The following is a 19,002-nucleotide window of genomic DNA, read 5'->3' on the forward strand; positions in this document are numbered from 1 at the left end:
TTCTCAGAGGGCTTGATAAGCCACTTGGGATAACAATAAAGGAGGAGACCCTTCGGGCAAAGCCCTCAGGGTGACAGAAAAAGATGTAATTCCATCCCTTTCTATAATTCCACTCCATTCTATCATTCCAAATCAAGCGAAGTGAGCCCTGAGCTGTAGACGAAAGGTCTGCGAGCAATACCATTCGCTTTCTCCCATCCCTGTCATTCCGAGGAGCATTAGCGACGAGGAATCTCATCTCTTTACTCCCTTTCAATCTTGAGAAACCATTTTCCATCCTTAATAACCCTATCAACTATACGAAACTTAACTGCTTTCTTAAAAATAGGACCATCATAGACAAAGGTATGATACTCACCTTTTTCACCACAGATATCTATGTTACCTAAGTTTTTTAAATCTTTAATGAAATCATCATCTATCTGCCTGCCCAACCATTCCTTACCCAAAAATTCAGAATTTGTTGAACAGACTATAGCTTTAAAACCTAAATCAATAAATTCTTTGAGAAGTTTTTCTCTTGCTTCATTCCATAATGGCAATATTGCTTTTATTCCTGTCTCTCTGCATACCCTCTCAACCCAGTCTCTGTGCTCCTGAAGATCAATATCTCCAAATACGCCTGCCTTAATATCTTCTTTTTTCAGTTGCAAGATAGTATTCTTAAACTCTTTTTCATAGCTTTCCCATGTGGTTTTTCTTTGAATAATAGGGATTCCAATTGCTTCAGCCTGTAATCTCAGTAATTCTGAACCTATTCCGTGAGATCGTGAATAAATCCCATCTTCTGAAAGCATATTGACAAGACAAACAACTTGCCCACCCTTTGTCATTGCTCTATAACAGGCTAACGAGCTTTCCTTCCCTCCACTCCATGAGATAAAAGCCTTTAAAATATCCATTTAAGTCCTCCTATGATTGTTCTTCTTGGCATTGGATAATACAGAACATACTCATACCCTTTATCAAATAAATTTTCTATGGATATTGTCAGTTCAAAATTTTTTAATGGTCTGTATGAACCTTTGAGGTTTACAACAGTAAAATCATTTTTAGTAATCACCTTCCCATAGTTTGAAGACGAAGGATTCCAGTCAACAACTTTTTCATCTCCAGCATAATTTGCAATCAATCTTAAATCCCATTTATCTTTTCCTGCTTTTATTCCAAAAGCAGCAGTGGACTTTGGAATATATTGAAGAGTTTTTCCATACTTTTGTATCTCACTTTCATCTTTACTTGAATATCTTGTATGATAGGTAAAGTTTAAAAAAGGTTCAAGAGAAAAATTTAAACCAACAAATAACCCAATATCATATGAAAAATTTCCTTCTATACCCTGAATTATAGCTCCTTCAACATTTTTAAAAGTCTGAGCTTTAAGGGTGCTATCGTAATAACTCAAGATTTTATCTTTGAATATTGAGTGAAAAAATGTAAGTTCACTCTTGAATAAATCCTTTGTATATGCAACTCCTACATCATATGATTTACTTTTTTCCGGTTTTAAATCTGAATTTCCTATGTAACGGGTTCCCCATGAAGAAACATAATCAGTTGCAAGCTCATCAGGAGCAGGAGCTCTGAATGCAGTTCCAGCATTGCTCTTTATGGAAAGATTATCTGTAAGTTTGTATATAATGCCTCCTCTTACAGTGACATGGTCAAGATTCTCCTTTCTTGGCTTTAAGCTTGTGATACCCTCTGTAGGCAGTATTTTATCTTCAAAATAGTCATAGCGAACCCCCGCATTTACTAAAAGTTTTTTATTGAATAAACTTAATCTTCCTTCAGAAAACAAACCATAACTATCATACTCCGAGTTTGGATTATAAGGAGCACCTGTGCTTCTTGAGCTTTTAACCTCTATTCTATCCCATTGCGCTCCAATAATAATTCTTTGTTCATTCATTGAAAATATTTTCTGAAGGCTTAAACCCTGTGTAGTTGTTTTTTTCAATGTAAGTTCCGAATTCCCTGTACTTCCTTCATGGTCTTCATCACTTATTTTCGTGAAATAATATCCTCCTTTAAAAGTCTCTGTTTTATACTCCAGATCAAATCTATTTCTTTCAATATCTTTGTAATCATCAGGATCTGGTGAGTATCTTGCTCCGGGAGAACCAATATCCCATCCTCTCCAGTGTTGAAATCCGAAAGATATATATTGCTTATTAAAAAAACTGTATCCAAAACGAGCTGACACAGTTTCATCACTATATCCTGTGTTTTTTATTTTTCCATAATCTCTGGTAGAATATTCATCCATTGAAGACCTGTTGGCTGAAACATAAAAATCAAACACACCTTTTTTACCATTCAAGTCACCTTTTGTTTTCCAGTATTTCCATGAACCTGCTTCACTTCCAATTGAACCATATATACCCTCTTGTTTCCCCTGCTTTGTAATTATGTTTATTACACCACCCATTGCTGAAGAACCATAAAGCACTGAAGCTGGTCCTTTGACAATTTCAATTCGCTCAATATCATCCACAGGAATTGTTGCAAGATTTACTGTTCCAGCTCTGTTCCCATTTATAAGTATTAGAACTCTGCTTTTAAGGTCATCAAAAAGGTCCGTTCTAAATCCTCTCAATCCAATACTGCTTGTAGATAATCCGGGATATTTGTGAACATGACCAATTGATGATTCCACAATTAAATCCCCTGCATTTTTAGCGGTGGAATTTTTAATATCTTCCTGGGTTATAACCTGAATAGAATAAGGTACATCTTTTTTCGGTTCTTCAACTCTTGTTGCTGTTACAATGATTTCTTCAAGTTGGGATTCTTCTGCTAAGGCTGAATTGACAAGAAATATAAAACAGAAAAATAGAATAAAGAAAACCATTTTCCCCTCCCGCGAGGTTTTCTGGAAGTCTAAGACTTCCAACTGGATAGGTCTTCCGGCTTTGGGCTTCCTTTACCTACTTGCCCGCCTTCCCATCATGATCTTACCCATAACAGTGGCTTATGCTTCAAATTCTCCGAATGCTTTGAGACATCTGAAGCTCGGGCTTTCGTTCCCTACACGGCTGCGGGGCAGCGGGGGATTCTCACCCCTCTTCCCTTAATCCAGTTAGGTTAAAGTATAACAAATTATATCCAGAGGTTTCAAAATGACTATTGCTTTGATTTCAAGGAAATTGTCCGTAGTGAATATTTTTTAGAAAAAACTCAGGTATATAACTGCTTTAATATTGTCTATTTTGATTCTTATCTCCCTATAGTTTGCTTCTGTTTATATCAGAGATTCAGTATTTTTTAGAACTTTGTAAAATTAAGGATAGAGTTTTTGAAAGAAAAATAATTGATTTTCAAGGTTTTTTTGGGAGGCAGCGGGAATCGAACCCGCTGAAAGAGGGGATAACTTATTGAATTTATTGGATTTTATTTTTGCGTCGGATAGAGTTCGGATAGAGTTGCAAGAATTTAATTTCTAAAATATTGCATAAATTCAATCTTAAAAATGCGAAAGGGAAAAAACATGACAGAAAAAATAAATTGAAGAAGTTTTTCCGATTAGATAAAATAAAAAAAGATAAATTTCATACTTTAAAGCTAAATATTAGATAAAATGAGCAAAAAAGTTAAAACATTAAAAGAGATTAAGGTTATCTTAGAAAACCTTAAACCTGAATTGGCTAAAAAATACAAGATTAAAGAGATTGGAGTTTTTGGCTCTTGGGTTCGCGGAGAACAAAAGAAAAATAGCGATATTGATATTCTTGTTGAGTTTGAGGAAAATGCAGGAATTAGCCTTTTTGACTTTATTGAAATAGAGGATTATTTAAGAAAAAAAGTGGGCATAAAAGTGGATTTGGTTGAAAAAAAAGCATTAAAACCTTATATAGGTAAGAATATATTAAGGGAAGTAATCTATTTATGAAAAGAGAGATAAAAGATTATTTGAATGACATTGTGGACGCAATGGACAAGTCAATAACCTTCACATCTGAAATGAATTATGAGGATTTTGTCAAAGATACAAGAACTGTTTATGCGGTTATTAGGGCTCTTGAGATAATAGGGGAGGCTGTTAAAAAAATCCCTGGAAATATAAGAAAAAAATATTCTCAAATTCCATGGCAAAAAATGGCTGGGATGAGAGATAAGCTAATTCATGAATATTTTGGTGTAATATATGAAAGAGTGTGGGAAACAGTTAAAAGAGACATTCCTCAAGTAAAACCTTTAATTGAAGAAATTTTAGATGTTATGAAGAAAAATAAATAGGAAAAGGGCATAGGACTTAATAACCACCACATTTGTAGATTAGTTTGATAAAGATAATTTCAACATTTTTCTGAAATTCAATTATCTATTCGAATTAACAAAAAATTTGATAGACTATATTGCGTAGTGGCTAAGCATTTTAAAAATGAAGGATTTTTAATAACAGCTTACCCCACAGATAAAGTAAAGGAAGATGATGTAATATGGGTAAAGTAGTAGTGTACTACAACAAAGATTCAGATACACTTGACATCTGGTTTGGAAATCATGAAGATGAGGTAATCTGCGAAGAAGCAGGAGAAAAAATAATTTTTAAGAAAGATAAAGAAGGAAAAGTAATCGGAATTGAAAAACTCTATGTAAGTAAAACTTTAGGCATCAGTAAATCAATTCCTGTTGAGGTAGTGGTAGCCTAAAAATTTAGATTTATCTTATCTTTTCTTGGCAATCCATCTAACGATATCTACCAATGATTTAGTGAATCTGAAAGCCAATCCTAAAAGCCCCAGTGCAAAAAGTAATTTTCTCATAAAATATAATAACACTTTTTAAAATGCAATTAGCGCCTGATATCGTTGCTCTGGCTTCAATGGAAATCAAAGTAAATCTGTTGGGTTATGGTGTTTAACTTACGAAAAGAAACAAAAATTTCTTAGCAATAAGAGTGTTGCTATCAATGAAAACTTTATGCACTCTTTCCCATTTTTTTGATTATCTTTTTCTCTCTACGAGATTATTTTTATTTTCTTTGGAGTGTGAGATATTTTAGAATATTTTTATGAAAAAGATTAAATCTATACCAAATTTTGATAGACCGCGTGAAAAGATGGAAAAGAAAGGTGCGAAGGCATTATCTGATCTTGAATTACTGGCTGTCTTGCTTGGGAGTGGAATAAAAGGCAAGGATGTCTTTGAAGTAGCAAGGGATATTTTAAAGTTGACTCAGGAAGACTTCAATAACTTGAATTTAGATAATCTGAAAAATATAGAAGGTGTTGGACTTGCAAAGGCATGTCAGATTATGGCAGCCATAGAATTTTCAAAGAGATTTCTGCTAAAAGAGGGAATAAAGATTAAAAATGTTGATGATGTCCTTAAAATAACTGAAGAATTAAAGGATAAAAAGCAGGAGTATTTCCTCAGTCTTACTTTAGATGGTGCATCTAATCTAATACAGAAAAGGACTGTTTTTATAGGCACATTAAACCATAGTATTGTTCACCCAAGAGAGATATTTGCTGATGCTATAAGCGACAGGGCTGCAGGGATTATATTTGTTCATAATCATCCCTCTGGTGACTCTGAGCCAAGCAAACAGGATATTGAAATAACAAAGAGATTGGTTGAAATCGGTAAAATGTTAGGAATAGAAGTAATTGACCATATTATAATTAGTAAGAACGGTTACTACAGTTTTCAGGCTGAGGGGATGTTAAAAAAGGAATGATTTAAAGGGAAATTAGATAATTAATAAGGCATGAGTAAGCTATGCACAAAATTTATCTTGATACCAACGTTTATAATCGTCCTTTTGATGATCAAGCACAAGTAAGAATTAGACTGGAAACGATAGCTATCTTTTCTATATTACAGAGTATCAAAAATAGAGAATATTCTCTTTTGTGGTCTTTTATGATTGACTATGAAAATAGTTTGAATCCTCATAATGATATTAGAGAAGAAATAGAAATGCTTTTTTTTCTTGCTGAAGAATTTATTTCACCAGATGATTTTATTTTTAATAAGGCAAAGGAATTTGAAGCTACTGGTATAAAACCAAGAGATGCTATTCATCTTGCCTGTGCATTGAAAGGTGGAGCTAACTATTTTTTGACTTGTGATGATAAACTAATAAAGAAGACATCTGAACTCAAAATAAATCTTAGGGTAATAAACCCTTTAAAATTTATTGAAGAGATGGAGGTGAAATAAAATGGCTGAAATGGCAAGTGATTTGGAAATAAGAAAGAAAGGATTGAGTATTTTATTCAAGACTCTTGGAGAGGTAGATGCTTTGAGATTTCTTTCTCTGATTACCTATGAAAAGAGAGATTATTTGAAAATTCAGGATGAATTGTTTGCAGGAATGACAGTGGAAGAAATATATAAAAAAGCAAAAGAGCATTTTGAGAAAAAGTAAAATTTCTCAAGTGTAAATGAAGAAAAACTATAGGATAAAATCATGCCAAATTTGACAGATTATGACATTCAATTTCTCATAGAAAAACTCCAAAAAGGTGAACCGATACCTGAAGATTATAAGTATAAGCTTTTTCCTATAAAGCAAAAGGAATATGAGCTTGTATATGCTGGCAAGATGCGGAAGGAAGATGTTCTTGCTAATGAGGATGGTGTTTTCCCAGTTCCATTGCAGGTTGAAAAGGTCTTCAATAGTGATGAGCATCCAGCAGGTGATAAAGAATGGCGGAATATGATTGTATTTGGTGATAATCTTCAATTCTTGAAAACCGTCTACGAAAATAAAGATCCTCTGATTTCTGATTAAGGATAAAGTAAAAGGTAAGGTAAAGCTTATTTACATTGACCCACCCTTTTCATCTGAAAGTGATCTTCAACTCCAAAAAGGACAAAAAGCATACACTGACAGAATAAAAGGATCTGAATTTATAGAATTTTTAAGAAGAAGATTGATTTTGGCAAAGGAAATACTTTCATTAGATGGATTAATCTTTGTTCATTTAGATCAAAAAATGAATCATTATATCAAGATTGTGATGGACGAAGTATTTGGGAAAGAAAATTTTAGAGGTGAAATTATATCTAAAAGAAACGAAAAGAATGACGATTCTGAATTTGTATGGCGAATACCAGTATCTACTAATTTTATACTTGTTTATTCTAAAAGTGTCAATTCGAAAATGGGAAATTTTTTGATTAGTGGTGGATCTAAAGGATATTGGAAAAATGATTTTACAGGTAAAGGTGCAAATGTTAATGACTATGAGTTATACGGCTCTTTTTGTAAAGACATAAAGAAAAACCGTCATTGGATGTGGAACAAAGAAGATGCTTATAAGGCAGTTGATAATTTTAAGAAATTTATTATTGATAGCCAAAATCAACAAATCCAAGAATTTTATAATCTTATAATTGAAAGATTACCAAAGCCCATCTCAAAGAAAGAGCTTAAGGAATATCAACCAATAATTAAAGAGATGGATAAGTTATTTGAAGAATATGCTAAACAACATCAAGACAAAAAATTTTTGTGGGTTAACCCTTCAACTGGAAAGCCTTGCTATTGGAAACATGAAAGTGAAGTTACTGTAGTAGGAAATAATTGGGCTTCTTTTAATATTGAAGCATATGGAGATCAATCCCTATATCCTACGGCAAAACACGAGGAGTTACTATCGTTTATCATAAGAACACAAACCCAACCCAACGATCTTGTCCTTGATTTCTTTGCTGGTTCTGGCACAACTGCTGCAGTGGCAGAAAAACTCGGCAGGCGGTGGATTGTCTGTGATATTGGGAAGCTCGCATTTTACACTATGCAGAAAAGGATTCTTACTATTCAGGATAGCAAAGATTTAGAGAATCCAAAGAAGAAGTACGGCAAGAAAGCAAGGAGTTTTATAACTGTCAACACAGGACTTTATGATCTCAAAAAAGTCTTTGAACTTAAAAAAGATGATTATATTAAATTTGTTATGAATCTCTTTGAGGTTGAACCCATAGAGAAAAAAATTGCTGGTATTAAGATAGATGGTCAAAAAAAGGATGGTTATTATGTTCTAATATATCCCTACTGGCAGTTCAAGGATGCAGCAGTAGATGAAGAGTATCTTGAAGATCTTCACTCACATATTGGTAAAAGGGTTGGTGGAAGGCTTTATATCATAGCACCTGCAAATTACGTGGACTTTATAAGTGATTATCATGAGATAGAAAATACAAGATATTACTTTCTTAAGGTGCCTTATCAAATTATAAAGGAACTTCACAAGGTGCAGTTTAAGAAATTCAGACAACCTCAGAGTAAAAGAAATGTCAATGACCTTGATGATGCTATTGGGTTTCATTTTATTAGACAGCCAGACGTTGAATCAAAAGTAATAAAGAAAAATGGCAAACTTGAAATCCACATAACCAAATTCTTATCAAACTATCTTGAAGAAGAAACAGGAAATGAGTTGAAAAACTTTGAATCTCTTGCTATGGTGCTTATTGATAAAGATTATAATGACAAAGAATTTGTAATGGATGAGTTTTATTTTGCTGAAGATCTCATTCCAGATAAAAAAGAAAACGAGACAGAGGATGAAATAAAAGAGGATTTATCACATCAGGAAAAAATAGTTATTCCAATAAAGGAAGATGAGTGTGGTGACAAGGTTATGGTCATTTACATTGACATTTACGGTAATGAATTTAAAGAAGTATTTCAGCTTAGGGAATAATCATGATTGAGATAAAGACATACAAGACTAAAGACCTTGTATTAGAAGTAAGCAAATCCTATGACCCAACAAAACTTGACCTTTCAATATGGGATAGGTTTATTGATGTGCTTTGCGGTGATAGGCAGTATCAAAAAGAGGCTATTGAGAATGCAATTGTATTTCTTGCATCGGGTAGGTATAAATCAATTGAGGACTTAGTGGAAGAAAACTGGGAAAAAAATCCTGAGCTACATACGAGATATAGAAGCCTTGATGAATATTTTCATCATATTCAATTGCCTCACAAACTTTCAGCAACTATAGACCTTGCCACAGGCACAGGAAAAAGTTATGTAATCTATGGTATTGCCCAGATGATGCTTGGATTAGGACTTGTTGATAAGGTGCTTGTTCTTTGCCCATCACTTACTATTGAAAAGGGCTTAATGGAAAAATTTATCTCATTAAGTGGTGATAGCAAACTCAAACAGACACTGCCACTTGATGCAGTTTTTAAAAATCCTCGCATAATTGATGCAAACAGCACAATCAAAGATGGTGACATCTGTATTGAAAATATCCATGCTGTTTATGAAAAAACAGGTTCATCAATAAAAGACAGTTTGATGGGTAATGGTGAGAGAGTGCTCGTTTTAAACGATGAAGTCCATCATGCATATAACAAAGTCTCAGGAAGGGATAAAGAGAGTCAATCAATAAAAAAGTGGAAAGATTTTCTCTTAAGTTCTGATTATAACTTTAAATATATGCTTGGTTTTACTGGAACAGCCTACATTGAAGATGAGTATTTTAATGATGTTATCTATAGATACTCTCTAAGACAGGCAGTTGATGATAAGGTAGTAAAGATGGTTGATTATGTAAGTAAGGACGAAAGTATTGATCAGTATGAAAAATTCCAGAAGATATATGACAATCATGTAGAAAATCAGAATAAATATAGAAGAATTAAACCTCTTACCATCCTCATTACAAAGGATATAACTAATGCAAAAAGGCTCACAGAGAATCTTAAAGAGTTCTTATCTACAAAAGAAGGTCTTCCTATAGAAGAAATAGAAAAAAAGGTTTTAATAGTAACCTCTGCACAGGAACATAAGGCAAATGTAGCAAGACTTAAAGATGTAGATGACAAAGAAGACCCTACTGAATGGATTGTATCTGTATCAATGCTTACAGAGGGCTGGGATGTAAAAAATGTCTTCCAGATTGTTCCATGGGAAGACAGAGCTTTTAATTCAAAGCTTCTTATTGCACAGGTTTTAGGAAGAGGACTTAGAATACCTCCTGAATATCAATCACCTCAACCGAGGGTAAAGGTTTTTAACCATGATGCATGGAGTAGAAGTATAAAGGGGCTTGTGGATGAGATTCTTGAAATAGAGATGAAGCTTGTAAGCTCTGTTTTAAAAGAAGGAGAGAGGGCAAAATATAACTTTACCCTTTATAACATTAATTATGATAAAGAGCCTCAGGAAAAGGAAGCTAAAAAGGAGACCGAAGTTTTTGATTATACAAAGGGATATATTGAACTCATATCCCAGGTAGAAGATATTGAAAAAGGCACTGAATATGCAAGTCTTGCCGGTGAGGTTTATTCTAAAAACACTCTAATTGAATATAACACTTATACAGTAGATGAAATTGTAAACAAGATTTATGAAGAATTCAAAACAAGGGATTGGGAAGGCAGAATCCTCCAGCTACCTGATGGTGAATATACCAAAAATAATCTTCCACCTAAGGATATTATAAAAAGCATCATAAGAAAATCTATGGATAGAAGGGGGATTAAAGGCGATAGGCTTGTTGAAAAGAATAGACAAAGGATACTTCAGGCATTTGGAACATTACTAAGGAAAAAAGGGAAAACCGTAGTTAATGTTAGAAAGGTTAGTGAGCCGATACCAATTAATACAGATAGTATGGACAGAGAGTCTCTTGCTGTAGGTAATTTAAGACACGGAGCAACAGTTTTTTACACAGATAATTTTGAAAATGAAATTAGTGGTGAGGTAAAAGATATTCTTATAGAAGTTAAGAAAGATGAGAGTCTTCCTAAGAGTGCTGAAAAAGAGATTAATCAATTCTTGTTCAAGACGCCTCTTGATCTTGTATTAACCAAAGGGGAGCCTGAGAGAAAGTTTGTTGAACAATTGGTCAAACGAGAAAATGCTGAAAAGATTGATGCTTGGATAAAATCGCGAGACCAGGGTTTTTACAGTATTGAATACTCATGGCGTAAAGGAGAACATCCTCAGAAGAATCAGTTTTTTAATCCAGACTTTTTTATAAAAATTAAAAAGGAAGACACAGAACATATTATTGTTGTTGAAGTTAAAACAGATGGTGATGATTCCATTGAAAATAAGGCAAAACTTAGATGGGCAAAACAGCACTTCTCAGATTTGAACAAAGAGTTAGAGAATGCAGATATTAGGCAAAAGTATATATTTCATTTTTTAAGTCCCATTAGTTATGAAGAATTTTTCCAGTATTTAAGAGATGGAAGACTGATTGCAGGAATGTTCAGGAGTGATATTGAAGATAAATTTGAAAGGAATGGACAGAATGAATAGCCTTTTTGGTGGAGGCGGCGGGAATCGAACCCGCGTCCGAAGGTGCTACTTCTAAGCATCTACATGCTTAGTGGAAGTTTTAGGATTCGGAAGTTAGCTCGCCCTTCCACAGGCTCTCTAAGCTCCTACAACCCTTAGGATTTCTCTTAAGCACAGGGTTAAATGCTTAAGAGTAGCTCTGATTTATGACGCCTTGCCCAAGCCTCAGAGCAGAACTTGGGAAGACGGCTGCTTTTAATTAAGCAGCGAGTGCCAATTCGTTGTTGGCAGTTGTGTTTTCCCTACCTGTTTTACGTGGTGGCAGGAACCACGGCATGCAGCTTAGCCCTCACTACCTCCGTCGAGTCCTTTCGCCCCCTTGTTAAAGATCATTTGTTTTTTAGGGCACGCTCAATTTCTCTTTGAGCTTCTTTCTTTTTAATTATATCTCTTTTTTCGTATTTCTTTCTACCCCTTGCAAGAGCTACTTCAACTTTAACATATGGTCCTTTGAAATATATCTTAAGCGGAATAAGAGTATAGCCCTGCTGCTGAATTTTGCCTCTCAATCTTTCTATTTCTTTTTTATGTAAAAGCAGTTTTCTTGTTCTTAAAGGGTCATGATTGAAAATATTTCCATGACTGTAAGGACTTATATGACAGTTAAGTAACCACGCTTCATTGTCTTTGATTATGACATAACTGTCTTTAAGATTTGCTTTGCCCTGTCTTAGAGATTTTACCTCTGTTCCTGTAAGAACTATTCCTGCTTCAATTGTTTCATCAATGAAGTAATCAGCATAAGCTTTTTTATTCTGACAGACTATTTTTATGGACATTTTTGATTGACTCTGCTTACAGCAGAGGATTTCTTCTTCAGGCGATTACTCTGCTTTGCTGTAATATACACTTTTCAGTTACAACACCATTGGGAGTAAATATCTCAAACTTCCCATCCTCAATCATATCAACGACTTTTAGAGCATGAAGTATTTCCAATAATGTTTGCTGTATTTTCTCTACAGGTATTTCTTTAAATTCTATTTCTAATTTTGCTTTCATAAAAAATATTATATCAGAAGAATACCTTTTTCAAGAATTTTTATCTCTTCATTTTTGTCATTGAGCCCAAAAACTGTTGGTTCAAAGAAAATAAAATCCTGATGAAATGGAGTTCTCACCTTTCCTCCAAAAGAAGAATTATCTCCCAAAGCGATATGAACTGTGCCGAGTATTTTTTCTGATTCAAGTATGTTGTCTGGCTTGCTTGCTTTATCATTTGTACCTATTCCCAGTTCGGCAATATTTTTATTTTCTTCTCTCTCATTAAGTTTCTTTTCAAGCTCTTCTTTATAAGGCTCTGTTCCTTCAATGGAGGTAACTTTTCCCTTTTTCACCCTCATAATTAAAGGGCTTTCAAGTTTTCTTGTTGGTGCCCACTCTACTACAAGTGTCCCTTCAGCTGTATTTTGTATAGGTGCAAGAAATACCTCTCCTGCTGGGAGGTTACCAAAAGAGCCTTTACGGGTTAAAATTCCTGAATCCACATGAACTTTTCTATTTCCTTTTTTAAAGGTTATATTCGTTCCATTCGGAGTTTGTATCCTTATTTTTTTTACTCTGTCAAGAAATTTCTTTATTTCTTCAGATCTTTTATGAACTTCTTTCCAGTCTGCTTTCATAGCACCATCAAGCATTGAAGGGTCAAAAAGAGGCATGCTTGCATATCTTGTTCCGCAACATTTTGTTAAAAGGTCTCTAAAGTTTGTATGGCTTGTGGAAAAATTAGAAAGTGCGATTACAGCATTTACAGCATCGGCTTTATGTTGCCTTATAACTCTTTTAACTTCAAAAAGTTCCCTTTTTGATATCTTCTTTAAAATCAGTTTATTAAAAAGCCCTTTATCATTAAGTTTATCTATAATTTTCTTTCCAAAAGCAAGACTCCACAACTCTTTAGGTGGTTCAATTCCATGAGAGCCTGTGGCTGGATACTCAAAATAAACTATTTTTTTGCAGAAATTGTTTCCTATATCTTTCAACTTTAGAGCAATATCCCTGAGAGCTTTTCTTCTATCTTTTTCATATCCGGAAAGAGTTTCATCGCATCTTATCAGGTCTGTAAACAGAAGAACTTTTTCATGGGATTTCACTTTTAAATTTATCCTGAATATATTTTCAAGAGGTTCAAGATTCATTCAAAAAGCTCCAGTTGACTGACTTTTTTAGATTGGAACTCAATTGGATATTTGCAGTTAAAACAGGCCATGCAGTAAATATCAGAATTAGGAATTACCTTTCTTAATCCTTCAATACTTAGATAACCAAGAGAGTCCGCTGTTGTGTATTTTCTTATTTCTTCAATTTTATGAGATGAAGCTATCAGTTCCTGTCTTGTTGGAGTATCTATTCCGTAAAAACAAGGACCTATTGTAGGAGGAGAGCTAATTCTCATATGAACTTCTTTCGCACCTCCGAGTTCTCTAAGCATTTTTACTATTTTTTTTGAAGTTGTTCCTCTAACAATTGAGTCATCTATAACTATAACTCTCTTACCCCTCAAAGCATCTCTCACTGGATTAAGTTTTACTTTAACTCCAAAATGTCTAATGCTTTGTTTTGGCTCTATGAATGTTCTTCCAACATAGTGATTTCTTATTAATCCAAACTCAAAGGGAATTCCGCTTTCCTCAGCATATCCCAAAGCTGCCGGTACACCTGAATCAGGAACAGGAATAACCAGATCAGCTTCAACCGCATGTTCTCTTGCAAGCTGCCTACCAAGTTCTTTTCTTACTGTGTTTACACATATATGATCAAAAATATAACTATCTGGTCTGGCAAAATATATAAATTCAAAAACACAGTGAGCTGGTTTAACAGAATTAAATATCTTGATTGAGTTTAATCCATTTTCATTGATTATCAGCATCTCCCCTGGATTAATGTCTCTTATATAATTTGCTCCAATTAAATCAAAAGCACAAGTTTCAGAAGCAACCACATAAGAATCTTTAATTTGCCCTAAGGCTAAAGGTCTAATTCCATAAGGATCTCTAATAGCAATTAATTCTGTTTCAGTCATGAGCAAAAGGGAAAAAGCTCCTGATATTTGTCTTACTGCATTTGCAATCCTTTCTCTTGGCTCACCGCTTTTAGCTCGTGCAATAAGATGAAGAATTATCTCGCTATCAGATGTGCTCTGGAATATAGCTCCGTCTCGTTCAAGCCTTTGTTTCAGAGGGTCAATATCAATCAAATTTCCATTATGGGCAATTGCAATACTTCCAAGACTATATGTAGCCATTAGCGGCTGAACATTTTCTATAGTGCTTGAACCTGTTGTAGAGTATCTATTGTGACCTATTGCAATGTGTCCAGGTAGTTTTTTTATAACCTTCTCATTAAAAATATCCGCAACAAGTCCTAAGGATTTTTCAAGAAAAAGCTTCGTTCCATCAGAAGAGCATATGCCAGCTCCTTCTTGTCCTCTGTGCTGAAGCGCATAGAGTCCAAGATAAGTTAAATTGGCAGCTTCAGGATGTCCAAAGATGCCAAATACACCACATTCTTCATGGATATTGTGAAAAAGGTTATCGTTATTCATTTTATAAAAAACCTTTTATTAAATTTTAACATACAAGAACTTTTGATTCCTATAAATTTTTGATATAATTAAATGGAAATGAAACAAGTCATCTGGAGAGAGCTTGAAAAAATAAGCAGTATTTTTTCTTCCTATCCTGGAGTTCTGAAAAATGCCGTAAATTTAATTGAAAAATTAAAGCATTCAACTTATTCTCTTACAATAGCACAGGAAATAGAAAATCATTATATAAAATACGCAGGCTTTTATTTAAAAAATTCTCATGGATATGAGGCAACTTGCACATTAATTAATTATTTAATTCAGGGTTTTCAACAAAGTGATGAAAAACAAGCATTTTTAAAGGCTATTTTGAAAATTATCATGAAACTTCTTGAAGAAGAAGAGGTGGTTAAAAACTGCTCTTACAGAAAAATTATTTCAGATATTTTTGAATATTTAAACACCATTGAACTCTACCATTATATCCCTCAACTTGGAGTTTTGAAAAATATAGGCAAAGAAATCATAAAAAAAGAAATCAAAGATTCTCAATTAATGAATTCCTTTATAAAACTTTATCAAAAGTATATTCAGACATTTTATTCATTGTGTCTGTCAATTCCTTCACCTGATGAGTATTTTAAAAAATTCTCTATTGAAGGAATAGATTTAATAAAGCCATTCTGTGAGTCTTTATTTAAGGAAATTAAAACAACAGTTGAAGAAATTTCAAAAATTACTGACATTAATAGACTTCTTAGTCTTCCTTCTGATAAAGAAATTTTCAACAAATTCAGAGAAATTCCTAAAAAACTTTCAGATTCTGGTAATTCTTGGCTTAATCTGAAAGTTACAGCCTATTACTTACTATGGATAATGGAAAATCAACAGTTAAGAGAAATTCACGAGTTTTCTCTTAGAGAACTTGGAAGAATTATAAAAAATTTCTTACTACAGTCACAAAAACTTGATATTAAAAAATTTCTTACTTTTTTTGATGTTGTTTTTTCTCAATTTGATAAATTTTTCTATATATTTCCCGATGCTGTAATGTTTTCACTTGAAGATATAGGCGATGCTGTTTATAAATCAAACAATAAAGAAATTCTAAATTCTTATATAGAACATCTGATATTACTCGGATTTCATGCTCCTCAATTTAAAGGCTTTTATAACAATTACACGATAAATGTTAATCGTTATCATTTAATTAATTTAAAATTATGGTTTAATTTAATTTCAAAAAATCCTGTAGACTCAAAAGACCTCATATCAGCCCTGTGTATTTATTTATTTTTTGGAGGTATTCATGTAAAGGATACAGATCTTTTCCAAAGAGAAATAACAAAATTTCTTAATTCAGATATCTCTCAGATATTTTATTTAGTCAAACCACTTTTAAAAAAAATTCCTGTTTATTTTAATGAAATAAATGCAGAAGGACACTTAAGAACAGTTTCTACACAGGTTGATGAAATTTTTAAAAGAAAAGATCCTCTTATGCATTTTATAAGAAAACAAATTCATGTAGAAAGCAGTCCTTTGCTGGTTGATGTAATGGAAAAAATAATAGAATTCTGGATTACAGGTGAAAGAAAAATTTTGGTAGACTATATTCCAGAAGAAGTTTTAAGAGAGCTTGATTTTATAGATGAGCATTTCAAGGAACTTCAGCATTTATTTGAAAGGCTTTTGAATTCAAAAGAATTTGGGTCTATAGAGAAAATTCTTTCAACTTCAATAGATGTAATAGTCAATAAAATAGAATCTTATCCTGTCACAGATATCATTAAAACTAAAGCAGTTTTAGCGATAAGGCTATATCAGCTACTTTATGCAAAATATAAAACAGACTGCAAAGAAGTTGAAAGTTTCTTAAAAGAAGCTTTTTATCATGGATTACCTGATGCGAGTTTTTTAATTGAAGTTTTATCAGAACATTCTTTATTCAAAAAAGTGGAATCTACTGTAACATATCTTGAAATCCTGAAAAATATTATAGTTTCACCTGAAAAATATGAAGCCTTTGAAGACATAACCCACAAAAGACATATAGTTGCAGGAATCCCTTCTGTATCAGGAAGATATAGCGAAAGAAAATTTAATGCTCTATCTGTTTATTTACGACTTGAAAGCTTGCTTAATACACTCCTTGATGAGCTTGAACAGTCTATAGACCTTAGCTTCATTACAAGAGCGACTCTTTTCAGAATAGAAAAATATCTTAAACTTTTCGGAAAAATTCTTGAACTTAATGGGATTTCTTCTCAAAAATACATTAATACTCTTTCAATGCTTTCCGTAGCTCTGGAGATAAGGAGATTCACATTTTCGCAATATATGGACATTTTTAGAAATTTTACAGAATCAGTAAGCGACATAGTCAATACTTACTGCACCGCGCCCTATAAAAAATGGCTTAAAAAAATAGTGATAAAAATTTCAAAAAATATTAAAAAAACTGAACTTGAAGAGTTTGAGCTAATAAATGCTCTTTCAGAAAAATTTTTAAGAGAAATGGTGGTCCAGTATCCTGGTTTAAGCCAGCTTGACAGACTTATCAGTAGAATTATAAAAGCTTCATACAATCAGGCAGAAAAACTTGAATACAAAGACCTTGACCTTTTAATGACTTATGACCCTAAAAAAATTCTGTGTGACATTTATCATCCGAGAGAAGAAATTAATGATAGAATTCATCTCGGCAACAAAGGACATAACTTAATTAAACTTGCATCTAAGGGAATCTCTGTGCCACCAGGATTTATTCTAACAACAGAAGTTTTCAGATGCAAGGAAGCAATAAATAATTTTGAACCCGTTAAAGAACATTTAAATAAAGAAATTCACTCAGCAATTAAAAGACTGGAGGCATTTACGAAAAAAACTTTTGGTGAAGCATCAAATCCATTATTGGTCTCTGTAAGAAGTGGTGGAGCAATATCAATGCCTGGAATGATGAACTCTTTCTTAAATGTTGGAATTAATGAAAAAATCATAGAAGGACTTGTAAAACAAACAGGTAAACCGTGGTTTGCCTGGGATAGTTATAGAAGATTTTTGCAGTGCTGGGGAATGTCTTTTGGATTGGATAGAGATGAATTTGACAGTATAATCAATGAGTTCAAGAAAAAATATAAAGCAGAACTTAAAATTCAATTTGCTCCTTTACAGATGAAAGAAGTTGCCATGGCATATAGGGACTTTATTTTATCTAAGGGCATCTACATAGAGGAGGACCCGTGGATGCAGCTTGAAATAGCAATTTCTCAGGTTTTTAACTCATGGTATTCAAATAAGGCTAAAGCTTATAGAGAGATTCTTGGGATTTCTGAAGACTGGGGAACAGCTGTTGTAGTTCAAAAGATGGTATTTGGTAATCTTGATATAAACGCAGGTTCGGGTGTTTTGTTTACAAGAAATCCAAAAGAATCTATGGATAGACTTGTATTATGGGGAGATTATACTACAGGAGCTCAGGGTGAAGATATTGTTTCAGGACTGGTGAAAACTTATCCGATTTCAATAGAACAAAAAATAATTGAAGGAAGAATAAATGAAAAATCCCTTGAAGAAGCTTTCCCTGAAATTTATGAATCTTTAATAGAGATTGCGGAAAGACTGATTTATAAAGAAAGATGGGATCATCAGGAAATAGAGTTTACCTTTGAGGGAAGAGGTAAAAATGATTTATATATTCTTCAAACAAGAGAGATGAGTTATGCTAAAAGAGAGCTTATGACAGTGTTTATTCCGACAGAATCGCTGAATGAAAACAGACTTGGAACAGGGATAGGCGTAAGTGGTGGAGCAACATCTGGAAGAATTGTTTTTGATGTGGATGATATAAAAGAGTTTAAACAACAGGATGCGCAAACTCCTGTTATTCTTGTAAGAGCAGATACTGTTCCTGATGATATAGTGCATATTGCTTCTGCTGATGGAATACTTACAGCCAGAGGAGGTTCTACATCCCATGCGTCTATAATAGCTACAAAACTTGGCAAAACATGTGTGGTTGGTTTTTCAAAAATGACAGTATATCAGAGTGATAAAAAGTGTAGAATTGGCAAGAGAATACTTAAAAAGGGAGATTTTATAAGTATTGACGGTAGAAATGGTATGGTTTATCTTGGTAAACATTTAACACAAACCATTTATCTTTCATCTGAGTATTTTTAAATTAAAC

The 19,002-nt window shown here is 33.3% G+C and carries 16 protein-coding genes, 1 other RNA gene and 1 riboswitch; of the genes, 10 read left to right on the plus strand and 7 right to left on the minus strand.

Annotated features, from left to right (window positions below):
* Positions 1 to 242 precede the first annotated feature (242 nt).
* A complete protein-coding gene (locus tag FLY87_RS05045; protein WP_012546873.1) occupies positions 243 to 902 on the minus strand; it encodes a diphthine--ammonia ligase in 660 nt (219 codons plus the stop codon).
* Complete coding sequence (locus tag FLY87_RS05050) at positions 890 to 2,854, minus strand: TonB-dependent receptor (RefSeq protein WP_141266464.1); 1,965 nt, start codon at positions 2,852 to 2,854, stop codon at positions 890 to 892. The genes FLY87_RS05045 and FLY87_RS05050 overlap by 13 nt, the downstream gene beginning before the upstream one ends.
* Before the next feature lie 27 nt (positions 2,855 to 2,881).
* A riboswitch (cobalamin riboswitch) is annotated at positions 2,882 to 3,127 on the minus strand.
* Between the two features lie 453 nt (positions 3,128 to 3,580).
* Here FLY87_RS05050 and FLY87_RS05055 point away from each other — a divergent pair.
* The 9 genes from FLY87_RS05055 (at position 3,581) to FLY87_RS05090 (ending at position 11,245) form a co-directional block, all read left to right on the plus strand.
* On the plus strand, positions 3,581 to 3,892 hold the full coding sequence (locus FLY87_RS05055) for a nucleotidyltransferase family protein (RefSeq protein WP_141266466.1): 312 nt from the start codon (positions 3,581 to 3,583) through the stop codon (positions 3,890 to 3,892).
* The gene (locus FLY87_RS05060) at positions 3,889 to 4,239 is read left to right on the plus strand and encodes a DUF86 domain-containing protein (protein WP_141266468.1); all 351 of its coding nucleotides are present in this window, start codon (positions 3,889 to 3,891) and stop codon (positions 4,237 to 4,239) included. The genes FLY87_RS05055 and FLY87_RS05060 overlap by 4 nt, the downstream gene beginning before the upstream one ends.
* 203 nt (positions 4,240 to 4,442) lie before the next feature.
* Positions 4,443 to 4,655 (plus strand): DUF2283 domain-containing protein, encoded by a 213-nt coding sequence (locus FLY87_RS05065; protein ID WP_141266470.1) that lies wholly within the window; start codon positions 4,443 to 4,445, stop codon positions 4,653 to 4,655.
* 362 nt (positions 4,656 to 5,017) lie between these two features.
* Positions 5,018 to 5,686: a DNA repair protein RadC gene (gene radC, locus FLY87_RS05070; RefSeq protein WP_012546157.1), complete on the plus strand. Its 669-nt coding sequence runs from the start codon at positions 5,018 to 5,020 to the stop codon at positions 5,684 to 5,686.
* Between the two features lie 41 nt (positions 5,687 to 5,727).
* Positions 5,728 to 6,171, plus strand: a complete 444-nt coding sequence (locus tag FLY87_RS05075) for a PIN domain-containing protein (RefSeq protein WP_021013196.1) — start codon at positions 5,728 to 5,730, stop codon at positions 6,169 to 6,171.
* Between the two features lies 1 nt (position 6,172).
* Complete coding sequence (locus FLY87_RS05080) at positions 6,173 to 6,379, plus strand: hypothetical protein (RefSeq protein ID WP_012546436.1); 207 nt, start codon at positions 6,173 to 6,175, stop codon at positions 6,377 to 6,379.
* Between the two features lie 42 nt (positions 6,380 to 6,421).
* Positions 6,422 to 6,745 carry a hypothetical protein gene (locus tag FLY87_RS10135; RefSeq protein WP_181405991.1) on the plus strand — a complete coding sequence of 108 codons (324 nt, stop codon included), beginning with the start codon at positions 6,422 to 6,424 and terminating at the stop codon, positions 6,743 to 6,745.
* 28 nt (positions 6,746 to 6,773) lie between these two features.
* Positions 6,774 to 8,663, plus strand: coding sequence for a DNA methyltransferase (locus tag FLY87_RS05085; protein WP_255446973.1), 1,890 nt, complete (start codon positions 6,774 to 6,776; stop codon positions 8,661 to 8,663).
* Positions 8,664 to 8,665: 2 nt separating this feature from the next.
* Positions 8,666 to 11,245: a DEAD/DEAH box helicase gene (locus tag FLY87_RS05090; RefSeq protein WP_141266472.1), complete on the plus strand. Its 2,580-nt coding sequence runs from the start codon at positions 8,666 to 8,668 to the stop codon at positions 11,243 to 11,245.
* A 6-nt stretch (positions 11,246 to 11,251) separates the two neighbouring features.
* On the opposite strand, the gene ssrA is transcribed toward FLY87_RS05090, so the two are convergent.
* The 5 genes from ssrA to purF form a co-directional block, all read right to left on the minus strand.
* Positions 11,252 to 11,603, minus strand: a transfer-messenger RNA (tmRNA) gene (gene ssrA, locus FLY87_RS05095).
* 10 nt (positions 11,604 to 11,613) lie between these two features.
* On the minus strand, positions 11,614 to 12,093 hold the full coding sequence (gene smpB, locus FLY87_RS05100; protein WP_255446974.1) for an SsrA-binding protein SmpB: 480 nt from the start codon (positions 12,091 to 12,093) through the stop codon (positions 11,614 to 11,616).
* Between the two features lie 7 nt (positions 12,094 to 12,100).
* Positions 12,101 to 12,286: a hypothetical protein gene (locus FLY87_RS05105; protein WP_012546234.1), complete on the minus strand. Its 186-nt coding sequence runs from the start codon at positions 12,284 to 12,286 to the stop codon at positions 12,101 to 12,103.
* A gap of 8 nt (positions 12,287 to 12,294) precedes the next feature.
* Positions 12,295 to 13,422, minus strand: coding sequence for an aminopeptidase (locus FLY87_RS05110; RefSeq protein WP_141266476.1), 1,128 nt, complete (start codon positions 13,420 to 13,422; stop codon positions 12,295 to 12,297).
* Positions 13,419 to 14,831: an amidophosphoribosyltransferase gene (gene purF, locus FLY87_RS05115; protein WP_012546301.1), complete on the minus strand. Its 1,413-nt coding sequence runs from the start codon at positions 14,829 to 14,831 to the stop codon at positions 13,419 to 13,421. Before purF ends, FLY87_RS05110 begins: the two co-directional genes overlap by 4 nt.
* 72 nt (positions 14,832 to 14,903) lie before the next feature.
* On the opposite strand from purF, the gene FLY87_RS05120 reads away from it, so the two are divergent.
* Positions 14,904 to 18,995 (plus strand): PEP/pyruvate-binding domain-containing protein, encoded by a 4,092-nt coding sequence (locus tag FLY87_RS05120; protein ID WP_141266478.1) that lies wholly within the window; start codon positions 14,904 to 14,906, stop codon positions 18,993 to 18,995.
* Positions 18,996 to 19,002: the final 7 nt, after the last annotated feature.

The organism is Thermodesulfovibrio sp. Kuro-1 (assembly GCF_006538445.1).
Taxonomy (GTDB): Bacteria; Nitrospirota; Thermodesulfovibrionia; order Thermodesulfovibrionales; family Thermodesulfovibrionaceae; genus Thermodesulfovibrio; species Thermodesulfovibrio yellowstonii.